Origin of the sequence: Bradyrhizobium sp. HKCCYLRH1030 (genome assembly GCF_051168395.1) — a bacterium.
Taxonomy (GTDB): domain Bacteria; phylum Pseudomonadota; class Alphaproteobacteria; order Rhizobiales; family Xanthobacteraceae; genus Bradyrhizobium.
Genome location: NZ_JBNPUY010000004.1, coordinates 55,690 through 77,411, shown reverse-complemented (window position 1 = coordinate 77,411; position 21,722 = coordinate 55,690). Strand labels below are relative to the sequence as shown.

General features: G+C 62.7%; 20 protein-coding genes and 1 tRNA gene. 9 read left to right on the top strand and 12 right to left on the bottom strand.

What is annotated here, in order from left to right; all coding sequences use genetic code 11:
* Positions 1–62: 62 nt before the first annotated feature.
* From ACQR1E_RS13505 to ACQR1E_RS13495, 3 genes are all read left to right on the top strand, one after another.
* Positions 63–1,274, top strand: a complete 1,212-nt coding sequence (locus tag ACQR1E_RS13505; RefSeq protein ID WP_315828332.1) for an ABC transporter substrate-binding protein — start codon at positions 63–65, stop codon at positions 1,272–1,274.
* An 83-nt stretch (positions 1,275–1,357) separates the two neighbouring features.
* Positions 1,358–2,329: a Bug family tripartite tricarboxylate transporter substrate binding protein gene (locus tag ACQR1E_RS13500; protein ID WP_315750189.1), complete on the top strand. Its 972-nt coding sequence runs from the start codon at positions 1,358–1,360 to the stop codon at positions 2,327–2,329.
* A 175-nt stretch (positions 2,330–2,504) separates the two neighbouring features.
* Positions 2,505–2,580: transfer RNA gene (locus tag ACQR1E_RS13495), tRNA-Ile, on the top strand.
* 645 nt (positions 2,581–3,225) lie between these two features.
* Here ACQR1E_RS13495 and ACQR1E_RS13490 read toward each other — a convergent pair.
* Together ACQR1E_RS13490 and ACQR1E_RS13485 are read right to left on the bottom strand one after the other, a co-directional pair.
* Positions 3,226–4,314 (bottom strand): hypothetical protein, encoded by a 1,089-nt coding sequence (locus tag ACQR1E_RS13490; RefSeq protein ID WP_315827742.1) that lies wholly within the window; start codon positions 4,312–4,314, stop codon positions 3,226–3,228.
* A 224-nt stretch (positions 4,315–4,538) separates the two neighbouring features.
* On the bottom strand, positions 4,539–5,879 hold the full coding sequence (locus ACQR1E_RS13485; RefSeq protein ID WP_434897159.1) for a hypothetical protein: 1,341 nt from the start codon (positions 5,877–5,879) through the stop codon (positions 4,539–4,541).
* 125 nt (positions 5,880–6,004) lie between these two features.
* Here ACQR1E_RS13485 and groL point away from each other — a divergent pair, with 125 nt between their 5' ends.
* From groL to ACQR1E_RS13470, 3 genes are all read left to right on the top strand, one after another.
* Positions 6,005–7,627: a chaperonin GroEL gene (gene groL / locus ACQR1E_RS13480; RefSeq protein ID WP_315718645.1), complete on the top strand. Its 1,623-nt coding sequence runs from the start codon at positions 6,005–6,007 to the stop codon at positions 7,625–7,627.
* Positions 7,628–7,783: 156 nt separating this feature from the next.
* Complete coding sequence (locus ACQR1E_RS13475; protein ID WP_434897158.1) at positions 7,784–8,638, top strand: universal stress protein; 855 nt, start codon at positions 7,784–7,786, stop codon at positions 8,636–8,638.
* A 105-nt stretch (positions 8,639–8,743) separates the two neighbouring features.
* Positions 8,744–9,169 carry a DUF2267 domain-containing protein gene (locus ACQR1E_RS13470; RefSeq protein WP_316169622.1) on the top strand — a complete coding sequence of 142 codons (426 nt, stop codon included), beginning with the start codon at positions 8,744–8,746 and terminating at the stop codon, positions 9,167–9,169.
* A 193-nt stretch (positions 9,170–9,362) separates the two neighbouring features.
* Here ACQR1E_RS13470 and ACQR1E_RS13465 read toward each other — a convergent pair whose 3' ends face one another.
* From ACQR1E_RS13465 to ACQR1E_RS13450, 4 genes are all read right to left on the bottom strand, one after another.
* Complete coding sequence (locus ACQR1E_RS13465) at positions 9,363–9,710, bottom strand: c-type cytochrome (protein ID WP_315718648.1); 348 nt, start codon at positions 9,708–9,710, stop codon at positions 9,363–9,365.
* Between the two features lie 58 nt (positions 9,711–9,768).
* Positions 9,769–10,098 carry a hypothetical protein gene (locus tag ACQR1E_RS13460; protein ID WP_434897157.1) on the bottom strand — a complete coding sequence of 110 codons (330 nt, stop codon included), beginning with the start codon at positions 10,096–10,098 and terminating at the stop codon, positions 9,769–9,771.
* 76 nt (positions 10,099–10,174) lie between these two features.
* Positions 10,175–11,890 carry a DNA polymerase/3'-5' exonuclease PolX gene (gene polX / locus ACQR1E_RS13455; protein ID WP_434897156.1) on the bottom strand — a complete coding sequence of 572 codons (1,716 nt, stop codon included), beginning with the start codon at positions 11,888–11,890 and terminating at the stop codon, positions 10,175–10,177.
* Between the two features lie 67 nt (positions 11,891–11,957).
* A complete protein-coding gene (locus ACQR1E_RS13450; RefSeq protein WP_434897155.1) occupies positions 11,958–13,301 on the bottom strand; it encodes a nicotinate phosphoribosyltransferase in 1,344 nt (447 codons plus the stop codon).
* Positions 13,302–13,463: 162 nt separating this feature from the next.
* On the opposite strand from ACQR1E_RS13450, the gene ACQR1E_RS13445 reads away from it, so the two are divergent.
* Positions 13,464–13,682: a ChaB family protein gene (locus tag ACQR1E_RS13445; protein ID WP_316166601.1), complete on the top strand. Its 219-nt coding sequence runs from the start codon at positions 13,464–13,466 to the stop codon at positions 13,680–13,682.
* Positions 13,683–13,693: 11 nt separating this feature from the next.
* On the opposite strand, the gene ACQR1E_RS13440 is transcribed toward ACQR1E_RS13445, so the two are convergent.
* Positions 13,694–14,356 carry a phosphoribosyltransferase gene (locus ACQR1E_RS13440; RefSeq protein WP_316166600.1) on the bottom strand — a complete coding sequence of 221 codons (663 nt, stop codon included), beginning with the start codon at positions 14,354–14,356 and terminating at the stop codon, positions 13,694–13,696.
* A 241-nt stretch (positions 14,357–14,597) separates the two neighbouring features.
* Here ACQR1E_RS13440 and ACQR1E_RS13435 point away from each other — a divergent pair, with 241 nt between their 5' ends.
* Complete coding sequence (locus tag ACQR1E_RS13435) at positions 14,598–15,524, top strand: hypothetical protein (protein ID WP_434897154.1); 927 nt, start codon at positions 14,598–14,600, stop codon at positions 15,522–15,524.
* Between the two features lie 22 nt (positions 15,525–15,546).
* Here the strand turns inward: ACQR1E_RS13435 and ACQR1E_RS13430 are convergent, their stop codons facing one another.
* The 5 genes from ACQR1E_RS13430 to ACQR1E_RS13410 form a co-directional block, all read right to left on the bottom strand.
* Positions 15,547–16,539 carry a ribose-phosphate diphosphokinase gene (locus ACQR1E_RS13430; protein WP_316186779.1) on the bottom strand — a complete coding sequence of 331 codons (993 nt, stop codon included), beginning with the start codon at positions 16,537–16,539 and terminating at the stop codon, positions 15,547–15,549.
* A gap of 51 nt (positions 16,540–16,590) precedes the next feature.
* A complete protein-coding gene (locus ACQR1E_RS13425) occupies positions 16,591–17,157 on the bottom strand; it encodes an HPF/RaiA family ribosome-associated protein (protein ID WP_316169195.1) in 567 nt (188 codons plus the stop codon).
* 182 nt (positions 17,158–17,339) lie between these two features.
* The gene (locus ACQR1E_RS13420) at positions 17,340–17,762 is read right to left on the bottom strand and encodes a hypothetical protein (protein ID WP_315714349.1); all 423 of its coding nucleotides are present in this window, start codon (positions 17,760–17,762) and stop codon (positions 17,340–17,342) included.
* A gap of 167 nt (positions 17,763–17,929) precedes the next feature.
* On the bottom strand, positions 17,930–18,244 hold the full coding sequence (locus ACQR1E_RS13415; protein ID WP_315714348.1) for a hypothetical protein: 315 nt from the start codon (positions 18,242–18,244) through the stop codon (positions 17,930–17,932).
* A gap of 58 nt (positions 18,245–18,302) precedes the next feature.
* Positions 18,303–19,232 carry a hydrogen peroxide-inducible genes activator gene (locus tag ACQR1E_RS13410; RefSeq protein ID WP_315714347.1) on the bottom strand — a complete coding sequence of 310 codons (930 nt, stop codon included), beginning with the start codon at positions 19,230–19,232 and terminating at the stop codon, positions 18,303–18,305.
* A gap of 229 nt (positions 19,233–19,461) precedes the next feature.
* Here ACQR1E_RS13410 and katG point away from each other — a divergent pair, with 229 nt between their 5' ends.
* Positions 19,462–21,642: a catalase/peroxidase HPI gene (katG, locus tag ACQR1E_RS13405; protein ID WP_315714346.1), complete on the top strand. Its 2,181-nt coding sequence runs from the start codon at positions 19,462–19,464 to the stop codon at positions 21,640–21,642.
* The last annotated feature ends 80 nt before the right edge of the window (positions 21,643–21,722 follow it).

Below are 21,722 nucleotides of genomic sequence, written 5' to 3'. Positions count from 1 at the left end.
GCGGACCGGCCGGCAGAGCCGGAACAAACAACGGCGTCACGCCGCTACCGGTGGAGGACTGATTGCAACTCAGCTGTTTGAAGCGGGCGGCGTGGGCCGCAGCCGCGCTGCTGGTCACGACCGCCGCGCAGGCCGAGATCTCCGACAACGTCGTCAAGATCGGCGTGCTCAGCGACATGAACGGCCCGGCCTCGACGCCGACCGGACAAGGCTCCGTCACCGCGGCGCAGATGGCGGTCGATGATTTCGGCGGCAAGGTGCTGGACAAGCCGATCAGCGTCATCGTCGGCGATCATCAGCTCAAGCCCGACATCGGCGCCGCGATCGCGCGCCGCTGGTACGACACCGAGCAGGTCGATCTCATCGTCGACGTGCCGGTCTCCGCGGTGGGCCTCGCCGTGCAGACCATCGCCACCGAGAAGAAGAAGCTGTTCATCACCCAGTCGACCGGTGCCGCCGATTTTCACGGCAAGTTCTGCTCGCCCTACGCGATGCAATGGGTGTTCGACACCCGCGCACTCGCCACCGGCACGGCGAAGGAGGTCGTCAAGCGCGGCGGCGACAGCTGGTTCTTCATCACCGACGACTACGCCTTCGGCCATTCGCTGGAGCGCGACGCCTCCAGCGTCGTCACCGCCAATGGCGGCAAGGTCGTGGGCGCGGTGCGGCCGCCATTCGCGACGCCCGATCTGTCGTCCTTCATCCTGCAGGCGCAGGCCTCCAAGGCCAAGATCATCGGCATCGCCGCCGGCCCGCCCAACAACATGAACGAGATCAAGACCGCATCCGAGTTCGGCCTGCTCAAGGGAGGCCAGCAGATGGCGGCGCTGCTCGCGCTGGTCACCGACATCCATTCGCTCGGCCTGCCCGCGGCGCAGGGGCTCCTGCTCACCACCTCGTTCTACTGGGACATGGACGACAAGACGCGCGAATGGTCGAAGCGCTATTTCGCCAAGATGAACCGGATGCCGACGATGTGGCAGGCCGGCGTCTACTCCGCCGTCATGCACTATCTCAACGCCATCAAGGCGGCGGGCAGCGACGATCCCCTCGCGGTCGCCGCGAAGATGCGGGACACGCCGGTCGAGGACTTCTTCGCCCGCAACGGCAAGCTGCGAGCCGACAATCTGATGGTGCATGATCTCGTGCTGGCGCAGGTCAAATCGCCGGAGGAGAGCAAATATCCCTGGGACTACTACAAGATCCTCGCGACCATCAAAGGCGATGACGCGTTCGGCCCGCCGGATCCGGCGTGCCCGCTGATCAAGAAGTGACGGCGCACTGAACGATCGGCGGCCGGGGCGACCGGGCCGCCGCATGCGAGCTGAACGACAACAATCAATGGGGGAAGACGAGCATGAAGCTGGCGCGCGCGCTGCTGTTCGGGTTGATCGTCGCGGCGGGACTCGCCGCCAAACCGGGACCGGCGCTCGCCGCCTATCCGGACCGTCCCATCCGCTGGCTGATCGGCTTCGCCCCCGGCGGGCCCGTCGACATCGTCGCCCGCATCATGGCGCAGTGGCTGTCCGACCACCTGGGCCAGCAGGTCGTGGTCGAGAACCGCACCGGCTCGGGCGGCAACATCGCGGCCGCCGCCGCGATCAACTCGCCGCCCGACGGCTATACGCTGCTGTTCGTCGCGCCCAACAACGCGATCAGCACCTCGCTCTACAAGAAGCTGCCCTATGACTTCATCCGTGACACCGTGCCGGTCGCCAGCATCATGCAGCTCACCAACATGCTGGTGGTGAGCAACGACGTACCGGCCAAGACCGTCAAGGAGTTCATCGACTACTGCAAGGCCAACCCGGGCAAGATCGCCTTCGCGTCCTCCGGCAACGGCACCTCGGTGCACATGGCGGCCGAGCTGTTCAAGGCGATGACCAAATGCGACATGCTGCACGTGCCCTATCGCGGCTCGGCGCTGGCCTTTCCCGACATCATCTCCAACAAGGTGCAGTTGATTTTCGACAACCTCCCGACGGCGCTGGAACAGTCGCGCGGCGGCAGCGTCCGCGCGCTCGGCGTCACCTCGCCGCAGCGCTGGCCGACGGTGCCGGACGTGCCCGCGATCGCCGAGACCGTGCCGGGCTACGAATCGGTCGGCTTCTACGGCATTTCGGCGCCCAAGGGCACGCCGCCCGACATCGTCGAGATCCTCAACAAGGCGGTCGGCGAGGCGCTGAAGGACCCCAAGCTGGTGGCGCGTCTCACCGAGACCGGCGGCATCCCGCGCGCGATGACACCGGCAGAGTTCGGCAAGCTGGTCGTCGACGAGACCGAGAAGTGGCGCAAGGTGGTGGAATTCGCCGGGGTTTCGGTGGACTAGCGTCGCGGCGCGCCGGGACAGACCGGCGGCGACGGAAGCGCGCCAAAACAATCGGGCAGCGGCATTGCCGGATGGCTGGCCAGGCTGTAAACGGAGCCCGAGCCGTCGTTGGGGTTCCGACGCCGCGCCGGACAGGCCCGCTCCTGCCCGCCGCCGGCAAGACCTCAGCGTCGCGGGGCCTGTAGCTCAATGGTTAGAGCCGACCGCTCATAACGGTCTGGTTGCAGGTTCGAGTCCTGCCGGGCCCACCAATGAGCTCAAGAGTTTACGGCTTACGCACCAAGTGTTTTTCGAGGTGAACCACCGTTTCGACCACCGATACGTTCTGCTTGCGATCCCTCAAGGTAATCGCGGCCGCGGCCTCGCGCATGCAGTCCGGGATGATGATGGCCGAAGGTGTCGAGCAGCACCTTGACCGACATTCCGAGAAGGCCTGAGACCTGCCCCGGATAGCGTGCCGCTGCATGAGCCACGTCGCCGCCGTGTGGCGCAGCGCGTGCGGCGAGATCTTCCCCTCCTTCGGCAACAGCCCTGACAGCCGCACGCGTCTGTATGGCACGGTTGGCTTCACGTGCGGCGAGGACGCAGAGCCGGTCGTTAAGCTGGTTGGCCCGCACGGCAGCTGTACCACGCTGCCGGGCTGGACGCGCACTTCAGGCTCTATCCGGACGTGCGCCACGAAATGGGAATGACGCCGGCAATGTGGAACGATGTCTTGGACATGTTTCGAGGCGCACCTGGTGCCGATTGACGCGTTGAGCCCGCCGCATACGCCGCAAGGCCTACGACGCACATGTGGACGCGGCACACCTAGCCCAAGACCGCCTCGCATGTCCCCGCACCTTGACCTGCGATCCACTGAACGATCAGCGTATCGACTACTGCACACGGTTGCCTCAAGAAGCTGGTCCAGCGGGACTCTTATTGCCGGCAACAGGAACGCCGTGCAGCGGCGCGTAGTTGGCTGCGAAATCCGAGCAGAGCTTGTTCTGGTACTCGATAGGTAACGACGCAAGCACCGATGCGGCCGCCACCGCCCTTGCATCGTCCTTTGATTTCACGGTGATGTAGGCGATCATTCGGTGAAGTGTCAGAAAAATCGAGAAAAAGTTTCGTGTGTTGACGTAGAAGCAATGATTGCTTTCGAGCTTTGTGCCCGGCCGGTCCTGCCAATGCCGCTGCACGATTGCGGTCCCCGCATCGAGATCGGTAACGGCAAAATTGCCGTAGCCGAGCCGAGTAAACAGCGGACGATTGCTGAGAAACTTGGCAAGGTCGAGCTCCTGTCCACGCACGGCCCCGATCAGCAGCATCTGATCCGCTACAGGAATGTTCTCACGGATCTGAAATCCTTTCGACAGTTCAAGCGCGCAGACTACGTAGCGCGGAAGGCGGGTCGTTTCCATCGCCTTTCCCTGTGCGGCCGGCGTGCACAGATCCTGCCTGACGAGTTGGGAGAGATGAGCGAGCGCGCCTGATACCCCGACCGCCTTCCCCTTCAAGAGCAAAGGCGCCGGGTCTTTCTCACGCAACGCGATTCCAATATCCAGCAGCCCGTCAAATTCATCGTCTGCAGGCAGGTCGATCTCGAGCATGGAAGACCAGCCGAACGGCCACAGCCAGATGGTTGACCGCACTCTCCCCGCCTTGTGCCACACGGCCTCGTTCAGCGTTAAGTCGAGATTCTTGGGCCTGCAGCGTAGAGGCCACACGAGATCGCAGGCATCTCCAAACGAGGTTATGGTCCCCGGGATATTGCTAGCGACCGCCTGATAGCGCGGCCAGAAGTGATTCCGGCGCAGGTCGAATTCATCATTCAGTGGAAGAAGGACAAGGTTCGCGAGCTCGATCTTGGCCCCCTGGCTGCGCATCTCGCGATAATCACGAGAGGACCAAAGGAAGTGAACCCGTGGATCAAAATCGGCCGCAACGAACGGCCGCGACCAGAGGTGAACGTCAAAAACACAATAGACAGCGCGCGCCATTATCGATTTCCTCACAAGATCGATTTCCTCACAAGCGCAGCATCCCCGGCATCTCGCTTCGCCGGTCATCCGCAAACCATTGTCTTCTCGCGCTTTGCGCGCTATTCTCAACGAGCTGTACAGCTGGGCGACTGCCCAAATATGTCGCCAGTGCTTACCGACCAGGCGAGCAAGGCGGCAGCGATCTCCTGGGACCGGCCGCAAGGCCGGTCCCGGCCGGCTCTTCAGGTTAAGGTGAGCGGTTTCATTTGTGCAAGATCCTCGCGCCCGGCCGGCAACCGCGCTGCCTTTTCGTCAAAGTACATCCAGAGAAATTCGGTCGGCTCAAGATTGCCGGCTCTTGATTCCTTGATCGGGTCGAACATGGTCGGTTCGACTCCCCATCGGGCTGCTGCATCAATGGGTTTGATGAACTCGTCTTTATCGAACCATTCTTTCATTTCCGATCGGCACTTCGCATCAGGCGCCTTGAGCTGAAACCAGCCGAGCAAGATCCTGCCGCCATTGCTTGCAGGCACAACAAGCGAGCCGAAATATTGCTTGCCATCCGCGATCATCATAACCGGATCGAGCTTGCCCCCGGCCGCACGCACGGCTTTCTGAATGATCGGGCCGACCCTGTCGGTTTCTTGGACAATGCGCGCGATGCGCTCCCGAGCGCCGATCATCGAAATACCTTGCAAGACGGCAGCCAAGATTCCGCCAAGCACAATTGCAGCGCCACACAGCGCGAGAAACGCGATCGCGCTCACAGTCGATCCGATCCCCGCAAAACGCAGCTGCAAGGAAGGAATGAGGTACGCCGTCCCAAGGAACAAAAGAGTCGAGATAAAGATGCTGAGTGTAACGGACTCGGTCGCGCCCAGTTCAACTCTTGACTCCTTGGGGGCGAATAGCCGCAAAATCATCAAGAAGAACGTGCCGGGAATGACGTACGACGCGAGGCGGAGCGAAACACCGCCCACGCTCTCAGTCCCGAAAAGACCGATGCTCATCTTCTTTTCCGCAACAGATGCGCCGGCGATCGTCTTGTTGTCCTTCACGTTCTGGAGCGAATAACTGACACTGAACGCCAGGTTCTCGTCCCGCTCTGCGATGCTGGAATCGGCCTTGAGGCACATTCTGCTGCGCACCAAGGTCGAACCGGGCTCAACGGTGCCGAGACCGATGGTGTCTTTTACGTCGCATGTGCCGTCTGGCCCGAGGCTTCCGATCTTCAAAGAAGGAGGACCAAACAAGCTAAGACCCGCGTCCATGATCCTGGCTTCGGTCGCATTCTCGATCCATATGCTGAAGCCCATCGTCTGGCCGGCGAGGATTTCATTGCGCGCGAGAATAACCGTCAACGCCGGCTTGCCGGGAGCATCGGCCCAGGTGAGGCCGGGAAGCAAGCAGGCCATCAGTTGAAGGACGATGGTCCAAAAAGCCCCATTGAGCCGAGGAATTGGAATAGAGCGCACGTCCCGCTCCCAATGAATTTCGCAGCGCAAGCTGCGCGGCGCGTTACCGCAGCAAAGCTGTTTTCTACTAAAGCTTGCAACAGCGTAGGCTTGCTCGGTGGGCAATGCAAGACCACTCGGCATCCGACCGGCGAGTTGCTCCCAGGCCTAGGCTTGATCAGGATCAAGCGTCCAAAACGGCGTCACTTCTATCTTGATCTGATGAAAGCCGTCCTTCTGAGGAGCGATTGATGCCTCACAAGCAGGTGCTGTTTCATTCCGCGGCCCGTGAAAAGATCCTGCGCGGAGCCTCGCTGCTTGCGGACGCCGTGCGCGTGACGCTCGGCCCCAAATCAAAATCAGTGTTGATCCAGAAGAGCTGGGGCACCCCGATCGTATGCAACGACGGCGTCACGATCGCCAAGGAATTTGACCTCAAGGATCCGGAGGAGAATCTCGGAGCGCAGGTGCTGCGTCAGGCCGCGGAGAAGACCGGCGATCTCGTTGGCGACGGAACAAGCACCTCGACGATCCTGGCACATGCGATTCTTGCCGACGGCGTCAGGAACGTGGTCGCCGGCGCCAGTGCCATCGATCTGAAGCGGGGCCTCGACCGCGCTGCCCACGCGACGATAGCGGCCCTCCATGCCATGGCGCGCCCCGTCAAGACAAAGGCGGAAAGAGCTCAGGTCGCCACCATTTCGGCTCACAATGATCCATCGATTGGCGCGCTGGTCGCCGACGCGCTCGAGAAAGTCGGCAGCGATGGAGTGATCTCGGTGGAGGAATCCAAGACCACCGAAACGTCGCTTGACGTGGTGGAAGGGATGAAATTCGACCGCGGCTTCCTGTCGCCCTACTTCGTGACCGATGCCGATCGCATGGAAGCGGTTCTTGAAGAGCCATTCATCCTGTTGTGCGACCACAAGATCAGCGCTCTGCGCGACCTCATTCCGCTGCTCGAACAGATCGCAAAGTCGGCACAACCGCTCCTGATCATCGCCGAAGACATTGAAGGCGAGGCGTTGGCCACGCTCATCGTCAATCAGCTTCGCGGCGTGCTCAAAGGCTGCGCCGTCAAGGCGCCCGGTTTTGGTGAGCGACGCAAGGCGATGTTGCAGGATATTGCAATCCTCACTGGCGCCCAGGTCATCTCCGACGATCTCGGTTCGAAGCTCGAAAACACCACTTTGCAGCAGTTGGGACATGTCGCCCGTGTGGTTGCCGACAAGGAAAACACCACGCTGATCGGCAGCAAGGGCGAACGCAGCCAGATCGATGCGCGGCTGCAACAACTCCGCCGCGAGATCGAGAAAACGACCAGCGAGTACGACAAGGAGAAGCTTGAGGAGCGGCTCGCCAAGCTGTCGGGCGGGGTTGCCGTTATCCGTGTCGGAGCGCCGACTGAAGCTGAGATGAAATCACGAAAAGAGGCGCTTGACGACGCAATCAGTTCGACGAAGGCGGCCGTTGCAGAAGGTATCGTTCCGGGCGGCGGGCTTGCCTTGCTTCGATGCATCGAAGCCGTCGGCAAGGAGGAAGCACTCTGCGAAGGCGACGAAAAGACCGGTGTACAGATCTTGAAGCGCGCGCTTGAGGCCCCCGCTCGCCAGATCGCGGAGAACTCGGCAACGGATGGCGGCGTGGTCGTGGCGCGCATGCTGAGTGGCGTCGGCAGTTTCGGGTTTGACGCCGCGCGCAAGCAATACGTCGATCTCGTCGAGGCCGGCATTGTCGATCCCGCGAAGGTCGTTCGGACAGCCCTCGAGAACGCGGTGTCGGTTGCCGGCATCCTCCTGCTCACCGAGGCGACGATGACCGAAATCGCGGAGCCAAAGCGCGAACGGCTAGCGGAACCCGAAATTCCGGTGTGACGCTAGACCACGAAACGGGGCCGTGCCCCCTCCCCCGAGCGGAGCACAACTTTGCGGCGGACCGGTTGGTGACGGCCGGCCATTGACTGTTGATTCAAGTCAACATGCCGCTTCATCCGACGGAGAGTATGGATTGGGTCCCGGAGGGAGGTCGTCGTGATCAATATCAACGACATTCTCGTGCATATTCCGACCGAGCAGCCACCGCAGCCTGTCGTTGATGCCGCCGTCTCGTTGGCTGCCCGGTTCGACGCCCATCTCGATGCGATTGCAGTCGGATACATCCCGCCCGGTAGCGCGTATGTGGTCGATGGAGGCGCGGGCGCAGCAGTCGCCGCTTCAGAGATCTTCGAAATGGAGCGGCAACGCGCCGCCCAACGCAGCGCGGCTGCACTCGCCATTTTCGAGACGGAAGCCCGGAATGCGAACATCTCTCACGCAAGCCGCTCGGTCGAGGACCTGCCCGGTGAAGCCGCGTCCGCGCTCGGCGCTGCGGCCAGGCTCTATGGACTGACGGTGGTCCTGCAGACGGACGCAACACAGGACAGCTACGACACTAGGACTGCGACGGAGATCCTGCTCCAGGCGGGCGGACCCGTCCTGTTCGTGCCGCATATCTTCCGCGGCACCTTCAGGGCCAACCGTATCGGCATCTGCTGGGATGGAAGCCGCCTTGCCGCCCGCGCTTTCAAGGACGCAAGACCGTTTCTTTCTCAAGCAGAAGCGCTGGTCACGATTTCGATCAATGAGGCGCAGGTTGCTCCCACCGAGGCCTCAGCGCGGAAATTGACTGAACACATGGCTCGCGCCGGACTTACGACAACGCTGCTCGAGCTGACGGCAGAGCATTCCGAAATTCAGCCGTCCATCCTGTCCCTGGCCGCCGACGAAAGTCTCGACATGCTGGTGATGGGGGCATATGGGCATTCCCGCCTGCGGGAAGGCATTTTCGGCGGCGTCACCCATGAAATGCTGAGGACGATGACGATCCCGACCCTGCTGTCGCATTGAATCGAGGCCGGCATCCGTGCTCGCCGGATCATGACAACGGATGTGATTGCGGTGACGCCGTCGATCCGGGATGCCGCTATTGTGGCCAATCTAGGAGAACGCATCATGAGCGTAACAGGCGTCACCGCGCTGGATCACACCATTCAGGAGACCAATCTCTGGCTCAAGGCGATCGAGGAGAAGCTGGAGCTCGGTAGTCGTCAACAGGCCTACAACGCGCTCCGGGCTGTTCTGCATGCGTTGCGCGATCGCGTACCTCCGGAGGTGGCGATCAAGCTTGGCGCCCAGCTGCCGATCCTTCTGCGCGGGATCTACTACGAGAACTGGCACGCGGCGGGAACGCCGACCAAGGAGCGACATGCCAGCGACTTCGCGGATCACGTCGCCATGGAGCTGCCCCAGCAGTTTCCCATCGCGCCGCTGACCGTCATTCGCGGGGTGTTCGAGATCGCGTGGGAGAAGCTCGATCCCGGTGAATTTGAGAAACTGATGCACCATCTGCCGGTGCAGCTCCGCGAATTGAAATCCTAATCCGGTCATCTGGCCCCGCCCGGCACGTCCGCCGCGCACTCAGCGACGGGACGCCTTCGTACCGGCCCAATCGCGTGTCGCCAGACCAGCGGCGATGCCGTCAGACCGTCGAATGGACCGCGCAGCCGGCCAAGTGAGCTTCCCAAGTGAGCTTCGATGTGCAGGGATCAGCGCTTTCCTGAGCAGCGAGCATTCATTTCCTGACTGCAAGAATGTAGAGGTAGCTCATGATCGCGTACACGTCCTCGTCGGAAAATTCGATTTGCGGCATGTCCCTGTGCTTCGACACCATGCCTTCCGACAGCTCCGCCTGCAACTCGCGCCGATTGAACCGGGCGTAGATATCGCGCATCGGCGGAGCATTCTCGAGCGGGCTTTCGCCAACCGATTTGATCGCATGACAGCGCCCGCATCTTTCCTGCAGGATGGTCCTGCCTCGTTGCGCGGCCTTGCTGAGGTTCGCGGCGTCCACGTTTGTCGGCCAACACGAGAGCAGTCCGACGAAGAGGCCCAGAGCCCGAAACTTGAAACGCCCCGACATGCGTCTGGCTCTCCGCGGCAATATAACAGCCCCGCCCGTTGCTCGAGTGCAAGCGAACTTAATAGCAGACCCGCACGTAATGCACATGCCGCCTGTGCCGGACAGCTCGGACATAGCAGTCGCCGTATCCGTACGGTCCCCAGAACGGACCTGGCCCCCAATACGGTGCCGGTGGGTAGTAATAGACTGGCCCCGGATAGCCGTAATAGGGATACGGCCCCCAATAGCCGCCGCCGAGGGCCGCGCCGAACAGCGCGCCGGCAGCCAGGCCGCCGACGATTCCCGCGGCAATGCGCCCGTTGCGAGCGTCGGCACCCGTGGGGGCAAGCAGCGCGAGGGTCAGGACGACCGCGGTCGCAACCGCGCCAATCTTCTTCCCGAAGCTCATTTCACCCCTCCTGTGCTGTCATCTAAGATGAGCGCAACTTCGCGTGCGCCACGTTGCGAAGGATCAAGCAATCCGGCTAGCGCTTCAGCATTTTCTTCGTCCGCGACAAGGGTTGAGTGTTGATGACGTCTGCGGCTTCGAGCCAGCCTCGGCGCGCCTGATCGACGCCGAAACGCATGTTGGCGAATCCAGCGGTCGAATGTGCGTCCGTCGAGATCGCCAGCTTGACGCCCGCGGACTTGGCGGCATGAACATGGATATCGTTGAGATCGAGCCGGTCCGGGTCGGCGTTGAGTTCGAGATGACAGCCGCGCTCGCCCGCCGCCGCAATGACGGCTTCCATGTCGATCTCGTAAGGCTCGCGCTCCCCGATCAACCGTCCGGTCGGATGGCCGATAATCGAGACATGGCGATTGTCCATCGCCCGGATGATGCGCTCGGTCTGCATCTTGCGCGAGAGCTCGAACTTGTAGTGAACGGAAGCAACGACCAGATCGAGCCGCGACAGGATCTTGTCGGGCAGATCAAGCCGTCCGTCCGCCAGAATATCGACTTCGGCGCCTTTCAGCACCGTAAAGCCATCCAACCGGTCGTTCAAACGATCGATCTCGTCGATCTGACGCGACAGACGTCCGGCATCGAGACCATGGGCGACAGTGACGTGTTGGCTATGGTCGGTCAGAGCCATATAGGCATAGCCTCTTGCCTTGGCGGCAGTCGCCATCTCGGCGATCGCGGCGGTGCCGTCGGTCCATTTGGAATGGACGTGCAGGTCGCCTCGAATATCGGACAGCGTAATCAGTTTCGGGAGCTTCTTTGCCTTTGCGAGCGCGATCTCGCCGCGATCCTCGCGCATCTCGGGCGGAATCAGGGGCAGCCCGAGCTTGCCATAGATCTCCTCCTCGGTTGCTCCGGCGATGCGCCGTTTGCCGGCGAACAGACCATATTCGTTCAGCTTCCAGCCGTGGTCGGTAGCGAGTCCGCGCAAGGAGATGTTGTGCGCCTTGGATCCGGTGAAATACATCAGCGCGGCACCGTAGCTGGCCTCAGGAACAACGCGCAGGTCGACGTGCAGCCCGGAGCGCAGCACCACCGCCGTCCGCGTATCGCCATGAGCGAGCACATTGGCGACATTGTCGTATCGAGAGAGTCTCCCGCCGGCGGCGTGGCCGTCACGTGCCACCATCAAGATATCAAGATCACCGACGGTATCGCGCCTGCGACGGTAGCTTCCGGCGACGATCACCTGTCCATCGGTCGCGTCTGGCCTCAGATAAGTGAGGAGTGCTTCCGCTTCGGCTTCGGCCTCGGATAGTCGGAAGCGCCTCTCGGCTCGAGGCTTGGCCAACGCCGCGGCGAGCTTTTCCTCGCTCTTGGGACCGAAGCCCCGAAGCTCTCTCAGCCGACCAGACCTCACCGCGCGCCTGAGGTCCGCGAGTGACCGCACGCCCAGCTTGTCGTAGAGCAGTTTGACGCGTTTCGGACCCAAGCCTGGGAGTGCCGCGATCTCTCCGAGATCGCCGGGCAGTTCACGCTTGAGCTTGTCCAGCACATCGAAATGATGGGTCGCGACGATCGTTTCGATCTTTCCTGCCAGATCCTTGCCGATACCTGGCAGCTCGGAAAGATCCTCACCCGCCTTCAAGAGGTTGGTGATGCTCTTGGGCAGACGTTCAATCACCCGCGCAGCATTGCGATAGGCCCGCGAACGAAACGGATTGTCGCCTTTGATCTCGAGAAGTTCGGCGGTCTGGTCGAACATCTCTGCAATTTCGGCATTCTGTACCGGCATCGATGCACCTCCGTCGCTTGACAGGCTAGAGAGGGATCGAGCCGCTTCCCTTGATGCAGATCAGAATTCAGGGACGCGAGCCTATCCGGTCGGCGACAGCTGCCAGCTGTTCAAGATGGCTTGAAATCTGCACCGGATAGGGCGCGACCGCTTTGGAGGTTCTCAGCTCCGGAGGCAGCAGATCGAGCTGCCGGCGCGCGTGAGCCCGGATGTCGTGAAGTGAAGGTTGAGAGGCGATAGGGCGTCCGCCGAGCATCACCGCCTGGATCAGCGTTTCCCCCTCTTGTTGGTCCTCCTCGGTCGAAAGAATGTCTGCGAGCATGCGGCCCTTCCTGTCATACCGGCGCCAAACCTGCTTGCGGCCGGGCCAGGTGGCCTTTCCCGTCGAGCGCTTGCGACGGGGCAAGCCCGCATACTCCTGCAGCTTATAGGCACAGTCGAGTGCTGGCGCATCGGACGACGTGACGAGGCCCGTGCCGATGCCGATACCGTCGATCGGCGCCGCATCCCGAGCGAAGGCAATCAGGGTACCCTCCTCTATCCCGCCACTGACGAAGATGCCGGTGTCCTTGAGTCCGCCGGAATCCAGAATGCAGCGCACCTTCTTGGCGAGCGCAGACAGATCCCCGCTGTCAAGCCGCACGGCGCTGACCGCAATTCCAAGCTCCTTCAATCGGGGCGCCAGCTTGACGACCTTCCTCGCGGCCGCCTCGGTGTCATAAGTGTCGATCAGCAGGACGAGATTCTCTGGCCTGGCGCGCGCAAACGCCTCGAATGCTGCAGCTTCGTCATCAAAGGATTGAACAAACGAATGCGCCATGGTGCCATAGGTCGGAATGCCGAATGACTTCTCGGCCAGGAGGGTTGCCGTACCGGAGAATCCAGCGACATAGCTCGCGCGGGCGGCCAGCAGCCCTGCCTCGGCACCATGGGAGCGACGCAAGCCAAAATCGACCAGGAGCTTGTCTGGCGCGAGTAAGACCATGCGCGCGGCCTTGGACGCAATCAGCGTCTGAAAATGCAGGATGTTGATCAGGCGCGTCTCGACAAGCTGCGCCTCCGGTAAAGGAGCCGTAACCCTAAGGATCGGTTCGTTGCCAAAGAACACGGTGCCTTCCGGCATCGCATGAACCTCGCCGGTGAAGCGGAAATTGGCGAGATAGTCGATCAACGACTTGCTGAATTTTTCCGTTCGCTCAAGCCAGCCGAGTTCGTCTTGCGAGAACCGTATGTTTTGCAGGAAGTCGAGCGCCTGCTCCAGTCCGGCCGCCATCAGGAAGCTGCGCTGAGGCGGCAGCTTGCGCACAAAGAACTCAAATACGGCTGTATCAGTCTGGCCCGATTTAAGGTACGCTTCGATCATGGTCATCTGATACAGATCGGTTAGCAGCGCGCTCGGTAACGGGTCCATCGATGTCCTCGGCGCTCACATGACGTCAGCCATCCTGTCGATGTCTGCGCATCCCTATTTGACGCCGGTCAAGAGGCGGAAGCAAGTTGCCTCTATCCTCTTTGGTGGAAACGCCGCGGCGTCGCGAGCAAGGCGCGGCAGTGAACGTCCGAGGCAAGAGCCATGCCCTATCGCACAAACATCGATCTTCCCCCTGCTGTTCGAGCTCACCTCCCATCGCACGCGCAGGACATCTATCGGGAAGCATTCAACCACGCCTTTGCCTCCCATGCGGAAGACGAACGGCAGGAAGAGATTGCTCACCGCACAGCCTGGGCAGCGGTGAAGCGATCCTACGTGAAGGTCGACGACCGCTGGGAACCGCTGCCCCACGACCATTAGATGCCGGCTCGTCAGGAGGCGTGCATGGATCTGCTTGATGGAAACTGCCTCAAAGTGGCAATCACCTCGTCGTCGCTGACCTGATGAAAGTCGCGATAGAAATAGCCGATCGCGCCAAACTCCTGAGGCTCATGCAGACAGACGACGGCATCGACTTCCGCATGCAATTTCCTGATGGCGTCCGGCGGCGCGACCGGGACCGCAAGCACGAGCTCTCTCGGTTCCTGTTTCCGAACAGCCTTGATGGCAGCAAGCGTGGTTGCGCCTGTCGCAACGCCGTCATCGACGATGATCGCAACCTGCCCCTTGACTTCGGCGCGAGCCCGATCGCCCAGATAGCGCTTGCGGCGCCGTTCGATCTCAGCACGTTCCTCCCTGCAGACGACCTCAAATTCTTCGGAGGTGACGCCGGATAGCTCGATCACGTCCTGGTTACGTATGGTGGTCATGCCCTCACCATCCGCGATGGCGCCCATTGCGAGCTCCGGCTGCCCCGGCAGCCCGATCTTGCGGACCAGCAGCAGATCGAGTGGCGCATTGAGGGCTGCTGCGACTTCCGCCGCAACCGGCACGCCGCCGCGTGGCAGCGCAAGAACGACCGGGTGCCGCCCCTTGTATTTGAGCAGCGCCTCGGCGAGTTGCCGGCCGGCATCGGTTCGGTTCTGGAACAGCATGGCAGACCTCATGCGGAAGAGAGGCAGGATATGAGCCGGACAACCACTGCTATTGATCCGTATCAAGCTGCCGGCTGCCTCGATTGGCGATAGGCATCATATGCCCGGATGGCAGAATGAACCCTGGGGCGAGGACGCTGAGAATGGCAGCGCGACCGCTCTTGCTCGCAAGGTGGCGTTTCTCAGCCGGCCGGACAGTTATGTCCCGGCGCCCGACGCTGTGATCACGCGGGAGACCCACATGTCCTGGGTCTTCATGGTTGACGAGCGCGTCTACAAGCTCAAGAAGCCGGTTCATTTTCCATATCTCGATTTCTCCAGCCTTGAGCGCCGCGCAGAGGCCTGCCGCGCTGAGGTTTCGCTGAACCGAAGGCTGGCGCCCGACGTCTATCACGGCGTGGTGCCGCTGACGGCTGCGCCGGGTGGTTACGCCATCGGAGGAGGCGGACACATCGTTGATTGGCTCGTCGTCATGCGCCGGCTCGACGAAGGCCAAACGCTCGAAGTCGGGCTTCGCGATCGCAAGGTCTCCCAGGCCCAGATCGATGGCTTGGCCAGTCGCTTGAGCCGCTTCTATTCGCATGCGCGCCGGATCATGATCAATCCGGAGAGCTACATGGTGACCCTGCAAAAGGCAGTTCTGGCGGATCGGCGAGGTTTGCTCGAGTCGGCCTTCGACCTGCCCCGCGGCACCATCGAGCGCATCGCCAACCTGCAATGCCGTTTCCTGCGGCAGCGGACCGATCTACTGGCGCAGCGGGTGCATCGCCGGCTCGTCGTCGACGGCCATGGCGATCTGCGGCCGGAACATATCTGGTTGAGCCCTCCCTTCCCCATCATCGACTGCCTGGAGTTCAATGCCCGCTTGCGGACGTCGGATGCGCTGGACGAAATCGCCTTCCTGCACTTGGAATGCGCTCGATTGGGAGGACCGTGGGTCGGTGAGAGGCTTCGGCGATATCTGGCCGTCCAGCTCAATGATGACCCGGCCAGCGGACTGTTCTTGTTCTATCGGATTGGCCGCGCCATGCTGCGCGCCAGGCTATCCATCGCTCATCTCGCCGACGCCCATCCACGGACGCCGGAAAAATGGCCGCGGCTGGCGCGCACCTATCTCAAACTTGCCAAGGCGGACGCAGCGCAGCTTGAGCGGCAGCTCACGGCGTAAGCCAGAATTTGAATTGCGGGGATCAATCCTGATACGGAAGCAGCTCCGTCAGCGGCTCGTTGTGGTGCAGCCGACGAATGGTCTCTCCGAGAAGGGGCGCCGCCGAGACAATCTCGAGCTTATCGCGGACCGCGCCCGGCGGAAGCCTGAACGGTGGCACGCTGTCGGTCGCGATGATGCGGCCGATCGCAGGGTCGGCGAGCGTCGCTGCCGCGCCCGGCATGAACAGGCCGTGCGCGACGCAAGCTATCACCTCTTCGGCCCCATGGGCACGGGCCGCCTTCGCCGCCCGCACCAGGGTTCCACCGCTGCTGATGAGATCATCCACGATCACGCACAGCGCGTTCGCCACCTCTCCGGCGAACAAATCGCCCGAAACGACGCCGGAGCTGCGATGCTTCTCCACGAATGCCTTGCCGATCGGACGGCCGAGCGCTTTCCCCAGAACCTCGCGAAGCAGGTCCGCGCGCTTGCCGCCTCCGAGATCCGGCGAAACCACGGCAATCGGCCGATCAGCCGCGATCGCCTTGATCCTGCCGATCAAGAGCGGCGCCGTGCTCAGCGCTACCGATGGGCAACGGAACGCGTTCTCGAACGCGGCCTCGTTGTGAACTTCGAGGGTCACCACTGCGTCAACACCGATCGCCTCGAACATGGTCGCAAGATAACGGATCGTGACGGGGTCATTGGCCTTAGTGCGACGATCCTTTCGCGCATAGCACAGATACGGTGCGACCGCCGTCACCCGCGCAGCACCGGCATCCTTCAACGCTCCGACCAGGAACAGCAACCGGCACAGCTTGTCGTTCGGACTCTCGTCAGGACCGCCATGGAGGCTGTGCAGAACGTAGACGTCGCAGCCGGCGACAACCTCCAGCGGCCGCACCTTGTGTTCGCCGTCCTCGAAGCTGCGTTCTTCGACAGCGGCGAGACGGCATCCAAGCGCGTGAGCGATTTTTTCGCCAAGCCCTTCCGTGCCATGAAGACAGAACAAACGCAGGCGATCACCAATCATCGGTCACCTCCAACGTCAAACCTGCTCGCCGCTCGCATCTCAGCCGCCGATCTAAGCCCGCAGCCCATGTTTTCCGAGCATTCTGACCGTGCTCGCCTGCGGTCCCTTCTCTCCGATCTCCTCGACGTAGCTTACGCGGGTGCCGGGCACGATGCTTGGTCCACCATCAACGACACTATTGCAGTTGAAATAGACTTCGTGGCCGTCGGCGGCTTCCAGAAAGCCGAACTGGCCGCTTGGATCGATACGCGCAACGGTTCCGATCGGTTGAGGCTCGTGCGTCTTGACATCGCCACGCATCAGTCGCGCCCGGTCCTGCAATTGTCGACGCGCGCGTTTGAATGCGTTGTCTACGGCGAAGGTCAAGTCGACGTACCGTTCATCCAGCTTCGGGGTACGTCCAACGTGGACTTCCCGACCGTCGGGCAGCGCCAGCCGAACGCTCACCAGATATTGACCGCCGGTTTGGTGATGACCGCCCGGACCTTTGACCATGACGCGCGCCGCGGTGATCCGGCCAAAGCGGCTCTCCAGTTCCGCGACATGTTGCTCAACGGCAGCCCGGATTTCAGCGGAGACGCGAATCCCTTCAAATTCGATTTGAACTGGTGTTTGCATTTCCGGCTCCTCTCCCGTGTCGAACTTATTGGATCACGGGAGCGAGGAGCAGCTTTGAGCAAGATCAACTTGCCTTTAGCGTTCTGGCTGCCACGCGATCACGATCAGCTCGCAGCAAACACGAAATCGTCTGCGCGATCGCTCGCGCAGACGACAGGGCATCCGGAACCAATCAGCCGATCTCACCAGGGGCCGCCCCACGGACCACCCCAGCCATAATAGCGATGCCGCCAATACGGACGGGCATAGTAGGGACGGCCGTAATACGGCCCGTAGCCGACGCCGACATAGCCGTAGGGCGGGCCATAATAATAGGGATCGTCGTAGTAATAAGGCGATGCCGTCGCCGCGATCCCGGCGCCGAGAAGCGCGCCGGCCGCGAGCGCGCCTGCTCCCCAGCCCCAGCCGCCGCCACGCCAACCGCCACCACGCCAGCCGCCGCCATGCCAGCCGCCATAGCGGACCTGAACCGTGCTGAGCGGCGCAACGTCGGCCTTCGCCGCGGCCGACAGCGCAGCGACGGGTGCAGACAACGCCGGAGCGCTCGCTCCGGCCAGCATTGCGCCGGACAGGGCCAGCGCTCCCACATAGTTCAAGCTTCGCATCGCAAGGACTCCTCGACCAAGGTCATCACGCATGACTGCCGCGAAGGTCATCCGGCGCAGTCCTCCGCCGCGATCGCGGCGACGAGCAAATGAGCTGCTCGTCGCTACGAACCACCTGTCGGCGCGACCGTTCCATTGCAAAAGCGCGATCGCCGGCGAACATCCCTTCAATGCCGGCCGAGATTGCTCGAGCTGCCGGAATTGTCGGCGCCGGTGCTCGGGCTGTTGTTGTCGAGCAAGCCGGTGGCGTCATTCGGCGCCGATGGCGTGCGCCCCGATCCGTTCCCCGCCGCAGCGGCGGCTTCCGCCGCGCCCGATCCCATTCCGGTCGTCCCCGTCGCGTTTCCGGGTCCGCCCGGCGTTGAGGTTGTCGCGTCGCGGGAGGCGCCGGCGCAGCTGCCACCCGTGCCGCTGCTATCAGCCAAGGCGAGCTGGCTCGACAACGCGAGCGCAGCAGCGGATGCGATCAAGGCCAATTTCATGAGGATGTCCTTCCTTAAGGAAGGACAACGCCGCCTCGGACGGGATGGTCCCGAAGGATCAGCTTCGCCGTTTGCGGCCCTGCGCTGCCGCGGCCTGCTTGCGCAGACCCTCGGCCGCGCTGCCGACGATCTCGGAAATCTGCATCAGTTGCTTGGCGAGCGGGCTGGTCTTGCGCCAGACCATGCCGACCGTGCGCTGCGGCTGCGGATCGGCGAAGCGCGCCAGCGACACCGACGCCGACCGCGTCTCGACGCCGACCGCCATCTCCGGAATCAACGTCACGCCCATGCCGGCGCCGACCATCTGCACCAGGGTCGACAGCGAGGAGGCATCGAGCATCTCGCGCGGCGCCTGCATGTTGCAGAACGACAGCGCCTGGTCGCGGAAGCAGTGCCCCTCCTCCAGCAACAGCAGCCGCATCTCACGCAGCATCTCGCTGCTCGGCACCGCCGCGCCTTCATATTCCGGCGGCCGCACCAGCAGGAAGCTCTCCGCGAACAGCGCGACCTCGGTCAGCGACGGCTCCGACACCGGCAGCGCGACGATCGCGGCATCGAGGCGGCCCTCGACCAGTTCCTCGATCAGCTTCGGCGTCTTGGACTCGCGGACGTGGATGTCGATCTCGGGATGTCTGCGCGTCAGGTTCCCGATCACCTTGGGCAGCAGATAGGGCGCGATCGTCGGGATCATGCCGAGCCGCAGCCGGCCCGTGAGCTTGTCGCGCGAGGCGCGGGCGAAATCGCCGAGCTCATCGACCGAGCGCAGGATCTCGCGCACGCGCTCGGCGAGCTGCTCGCCGAATCGCGTCAGCACCACCTGGCGCGCATTGCGCTCCAGCAGCACGCCGCCAAGCGCGTCCTCCATCTCCTTGATCTGCATCGACAGCGCCGGCTGCGAGATCGCGCAGGCCTCCGCGGCGCGGCCGAAATGGCCGAGACGCGCCAGCGCATCGAAATAGCGAAGCTGCCGCATCGTCAAATGTATCATCAATTTATCTTATCGTTCACCGCCGCGGAGTCAATTTTCCCTGACCACAATCTTGAGATGCAGCGGTCATGCACCGTGTCCATATGCGTTTGAATGGCGTCAGACCAGGTTCATCAGATAATCTTATCGTTGCGATCACCAATCTCAATTTCCCCTGATCGAAGCAGCCGCGTAGGGTCCCGGCTCCCACCCCAGGGGGGAACCATGACGATCACGTCAGGAGAGAAACATGGATGACGTCAGCAAGTGCCCGTTCTCGGGCGGCTTGAAGGGATTTTCGAACAAGGATTGGTGGCCGAACCAGCTCAATCTGTCGGTGCTGCATCAGCACTCGAACCTCTCCGATCCGCTCGGTGAGGCGTTCGATTATTCCAAGGAATTCAAGAGCCTCGATCTCGACGCGCTGGTCAAGGACCTGCACGCGCTGATGACCGATTCGCAGGACTGGTGGCCGGCCGATTTCGGCCATTACGGTCCGCTGTTCATCCGCATGGCCTGGCACGCCGCCGGCACCTATCGCATTGGCGACGGCCGTGGCGGTGCCGGCACCGGCCAGCAGCGCTTCGCGCCGCTGAACAGCTGGCCTGACAACGCCAACCTCGACAAGGCCCGCCGCCTGCTGTGGCCGATCAAGCAGAAGTACGGCCAGAAGATCTCCTGGGCCGACCTGTTCGTGCTGACCGGCAACGTCGCGCTGGAATCGATGGGGTTCAAGACCTTCGGCTTCGGCGGCGGCCGCGCCGATACCTGGGAGCCCGAGCAGGACATCTATTGGGGCCCCGAGGGCAAGTGGCTCGCCGACGAGCGCTACAGCGGCGACCGCGAGCTCGCAGGCTCGCTCGCTGCCGTGCAGATGGGCCTCATCTACGTCAACCCGGAAGGCCCGAACGGCAATCCCGATCCGCTGGCTGCCGCGCGCGACATCCGCGAGACCTTCGCCCGCATGGCGATGAACGACGAAGAGACGGTGGCGCTGATCGCCGGCGGTCACACCTTCGGCAAGACCCACGGCGCGGGTGATGCGTCGCTGGTCGGGGCCGAGCCGGAAGGCGCCGACATCGCGCAGCAGGGTCTCGGCTGGGCCAGCAAATACGGCTCGGGCAAGGGCGGCGATACCATCACCTCCGGCCTCGAAGTGATCTGGACGACGACGCCGACCAAGTGGAGCAACAACTTCTTCTGGAATCTGTTCGGCTACGAATGGGAGCTGACCAAGAGCCCGGCCGGCGCGCATCAGTGGAAGCCGAAGCACGGCGCCGGCGCCAACACGGTGCCGGACGCGCATGACAAGTCGAAGCGGCATGCGCCGTCGATGCTCACCACCGACCTCGCGCTGCGCTTCGATCCGGCCTACGAGAAGATCTCGCGCCGCTTCCTGGAGAACCCGGATCAGTTCGCCGACGCCTTCGCCCGCGCCTGGTTCAAGCTGACCCATCGCGACATGGGTCCGAAGGTGCGTTACCTTGGCCCGCTGGTGCCGAAGGAGGATCTGATCTGGCAGGATCCGGTGCCGGCCCTCGATCATCCCGTTGTCGACGACAAGGACGTCGCGGCGCTCAAGGCGAAGATCCTCGCCTCGGGTCTGTCGGTGTCGCAACTGGTGTCGACGGCCTGGGCCTCAGCCTCGACCTTCCGCGGCTCGGACAAGCGCGGCGGCGCCAATGGCGCGCGCATTCGCCTGGCTCCGCAGAAGGACTGGGCGGTCAACAACCCGGCCGAACTCGCCAAGGTGCTCTCGACGCTCGAGGCCATCCAGAAGGAGTTCAACGCGCAGGCCTCCGGCGGCAAGAAGATCTCGCTTGCCGACCTGATCGTGCTGGCCGGCAATGCCGGCGTCGAGGCGGCCGCCAAGAAGGCCGGCGTCGAGGTGACCGTGCCGTTCGCGCCCGGCCGCACCGATGCCTCGCAGGAGCAGACCGACGTCGAGTCGTTCGCGGTGCTCGAACCGACCCATGACGGCTTCCGCAACTATCTCAGCGGCAAGCAGTGGCTGTCGGGCGAGGAGCTGCTGGTCGACAAGGCGCAACTGCTCACCTTGACCGCGCCGGAGATGACCGTGCTGGTCGGCGGCCTGCGCGTGCTCGGCGCCAACGCCAACGGCTCCAAGCATGGCGTGTTCACCGAGCAGACCGAGACGCTCTCCAACGACTTCTTCGCCAACCTGCTCGACATGGGTGTGGCCTGGCGTCCGGTCGATCAGGGCGAGCACACCTTCGAGGGCCGCGACCGCAAGTCCGGCGCGATCAAGTGGACGGCGACCCGCGCCGACCTGATCTTCGGCTCGCACTCGCAGTTGCGCGCGCTGGCCGAGGTCTATGCCAGCTCGGATGCCAAGCAGAAGTTCGTCAAGGACTTCGTCGCCGCCTGGACCAAGGTGATGAACCTCGACCGGTTCGATCTGAAGGCCTGAGGCGACAAGCCGACTGACCGACACCAAAGAGAAGCGGCGCTTCAGTGATGAAGCGCCGCTTTTTTCATTGGACATGTCTA

Coding starts and splice junctions, on each gene's coding strand:
- ACQR1E_RS13470 (WP_316169622.1), top strand. CDS start 8,744: ATGAGCGTAACAGGCGTCACCGCGCTGGATCACACCATTCAGGAGACC.
- ACQR1E_RS13410 (WP_315714347.1), bottom strand. CDS start 19,232: ATGATACATTTGACGATGCGGCAGCTTCGCTATTTCGATGCGCTGGCG.
- ACQR1E_RS13490 (WP_315827742.1), bottom strand. CDS start 4,314: ATGGCGCGCGCTGTCTATTGTGTTTTTGACGTTCACCTCTGGTCGCGG.
- ACQR1E_RS13425 (WP_316169195.1), bottom strand. CDS start 17,157: ATGCAAACACCAGTTCAAATCGAATTTGAAGGGATTCGCGTCTCCGCT.
- ACQR1E_RS13465 (WP_315718648.1), bottom strand. CDS start 9,710: ATGTCGGGGCGTTTCAAGTTTCGGGCTCTGGGCCTCTTCGTCGGACTG.
- katG (WP_315714346.1), top strand. CDS start 19,462: ATGGATGACGTCAGCAAGTGCCCGTTCTCGGGCGGCTTGAAGGGATTT.
- polX (WP_434897156.1), bottom strand. CDS start 11,890: ATGCCGGTACAGAATGCCGAAATTGCAGAGATGTTCGACCAGACCGCC.
- ACQR1E_RS13445 (WP_316166601.1), top strand. CDS start 13,464: ATGCCCTATCGCACAAACATCGATCTTCCCCCTGCTGTTCGAGCTCAC.
- ACQR1E_RS13420 (WP_315714349.1), bottom strand. CDS start 17,762: ATGCGAAGCTTGAACTATGTGGGAGCGCTGGCCCTGTCCGGCGCAATG.
- ACQR1E_RS13430 (WP_316186779.1), bottom strand. CDS start 16,539: ATGATTGGTGATCGCCTGCGTTTGTTCTGTCTTCATGGCACGGAAGGG.
- ACQR1E_RS13460 (WP_434897157.1), bottom strand. CDS start 10,098: ATGAGCTTCGGGAAGAAGATTGGCGCGGTTGCGACCGCGGTCGTCCTG.
- groL (WP_315718645.1), top strand. CDS start 6,005: ATGCCTCACAAGCAGGTGCTGTTTCATTCCGCGGCCCGTGAAAAGATC.
- ACQR1E_RS13500 (WP_315750189.1), top strand. CDS start 1,358: ATGAAGCTGGCGCGCGCGCTGCTGTTCGGGTTGATCGTCGCGGCGGGA.
- ACQR1E_RS13415 (WP_315714348.1), bottom strand. CDS start 18,244: ATGAAATTGGCCTTGATCGCATCCGCTGCTGCGCTCGCGTTGTCGAGC.
- ACQR1E_RS13450 (WP_434897155.1), bottom strand. CDS start 13,301: ATGGACCCGTTACCGAGCGCGCTGCTAACCGATCTGTATCAGATGACC.
- ACQR1E_RS13440 (WP_316166600.1), bottom strand. CDS start 14,356: ATGCTGTTCCAGAACCGAACCGATGCCGGCCGGCAACTCGCCGAGGCG.
- ACQR1E_RS13435 (WP_434897154.1), top strand. CDS start 14,598: ATGTCCTGGGTCTTCATGGTTGACGAGCGCGTCTACAAGCTCAAGAAG.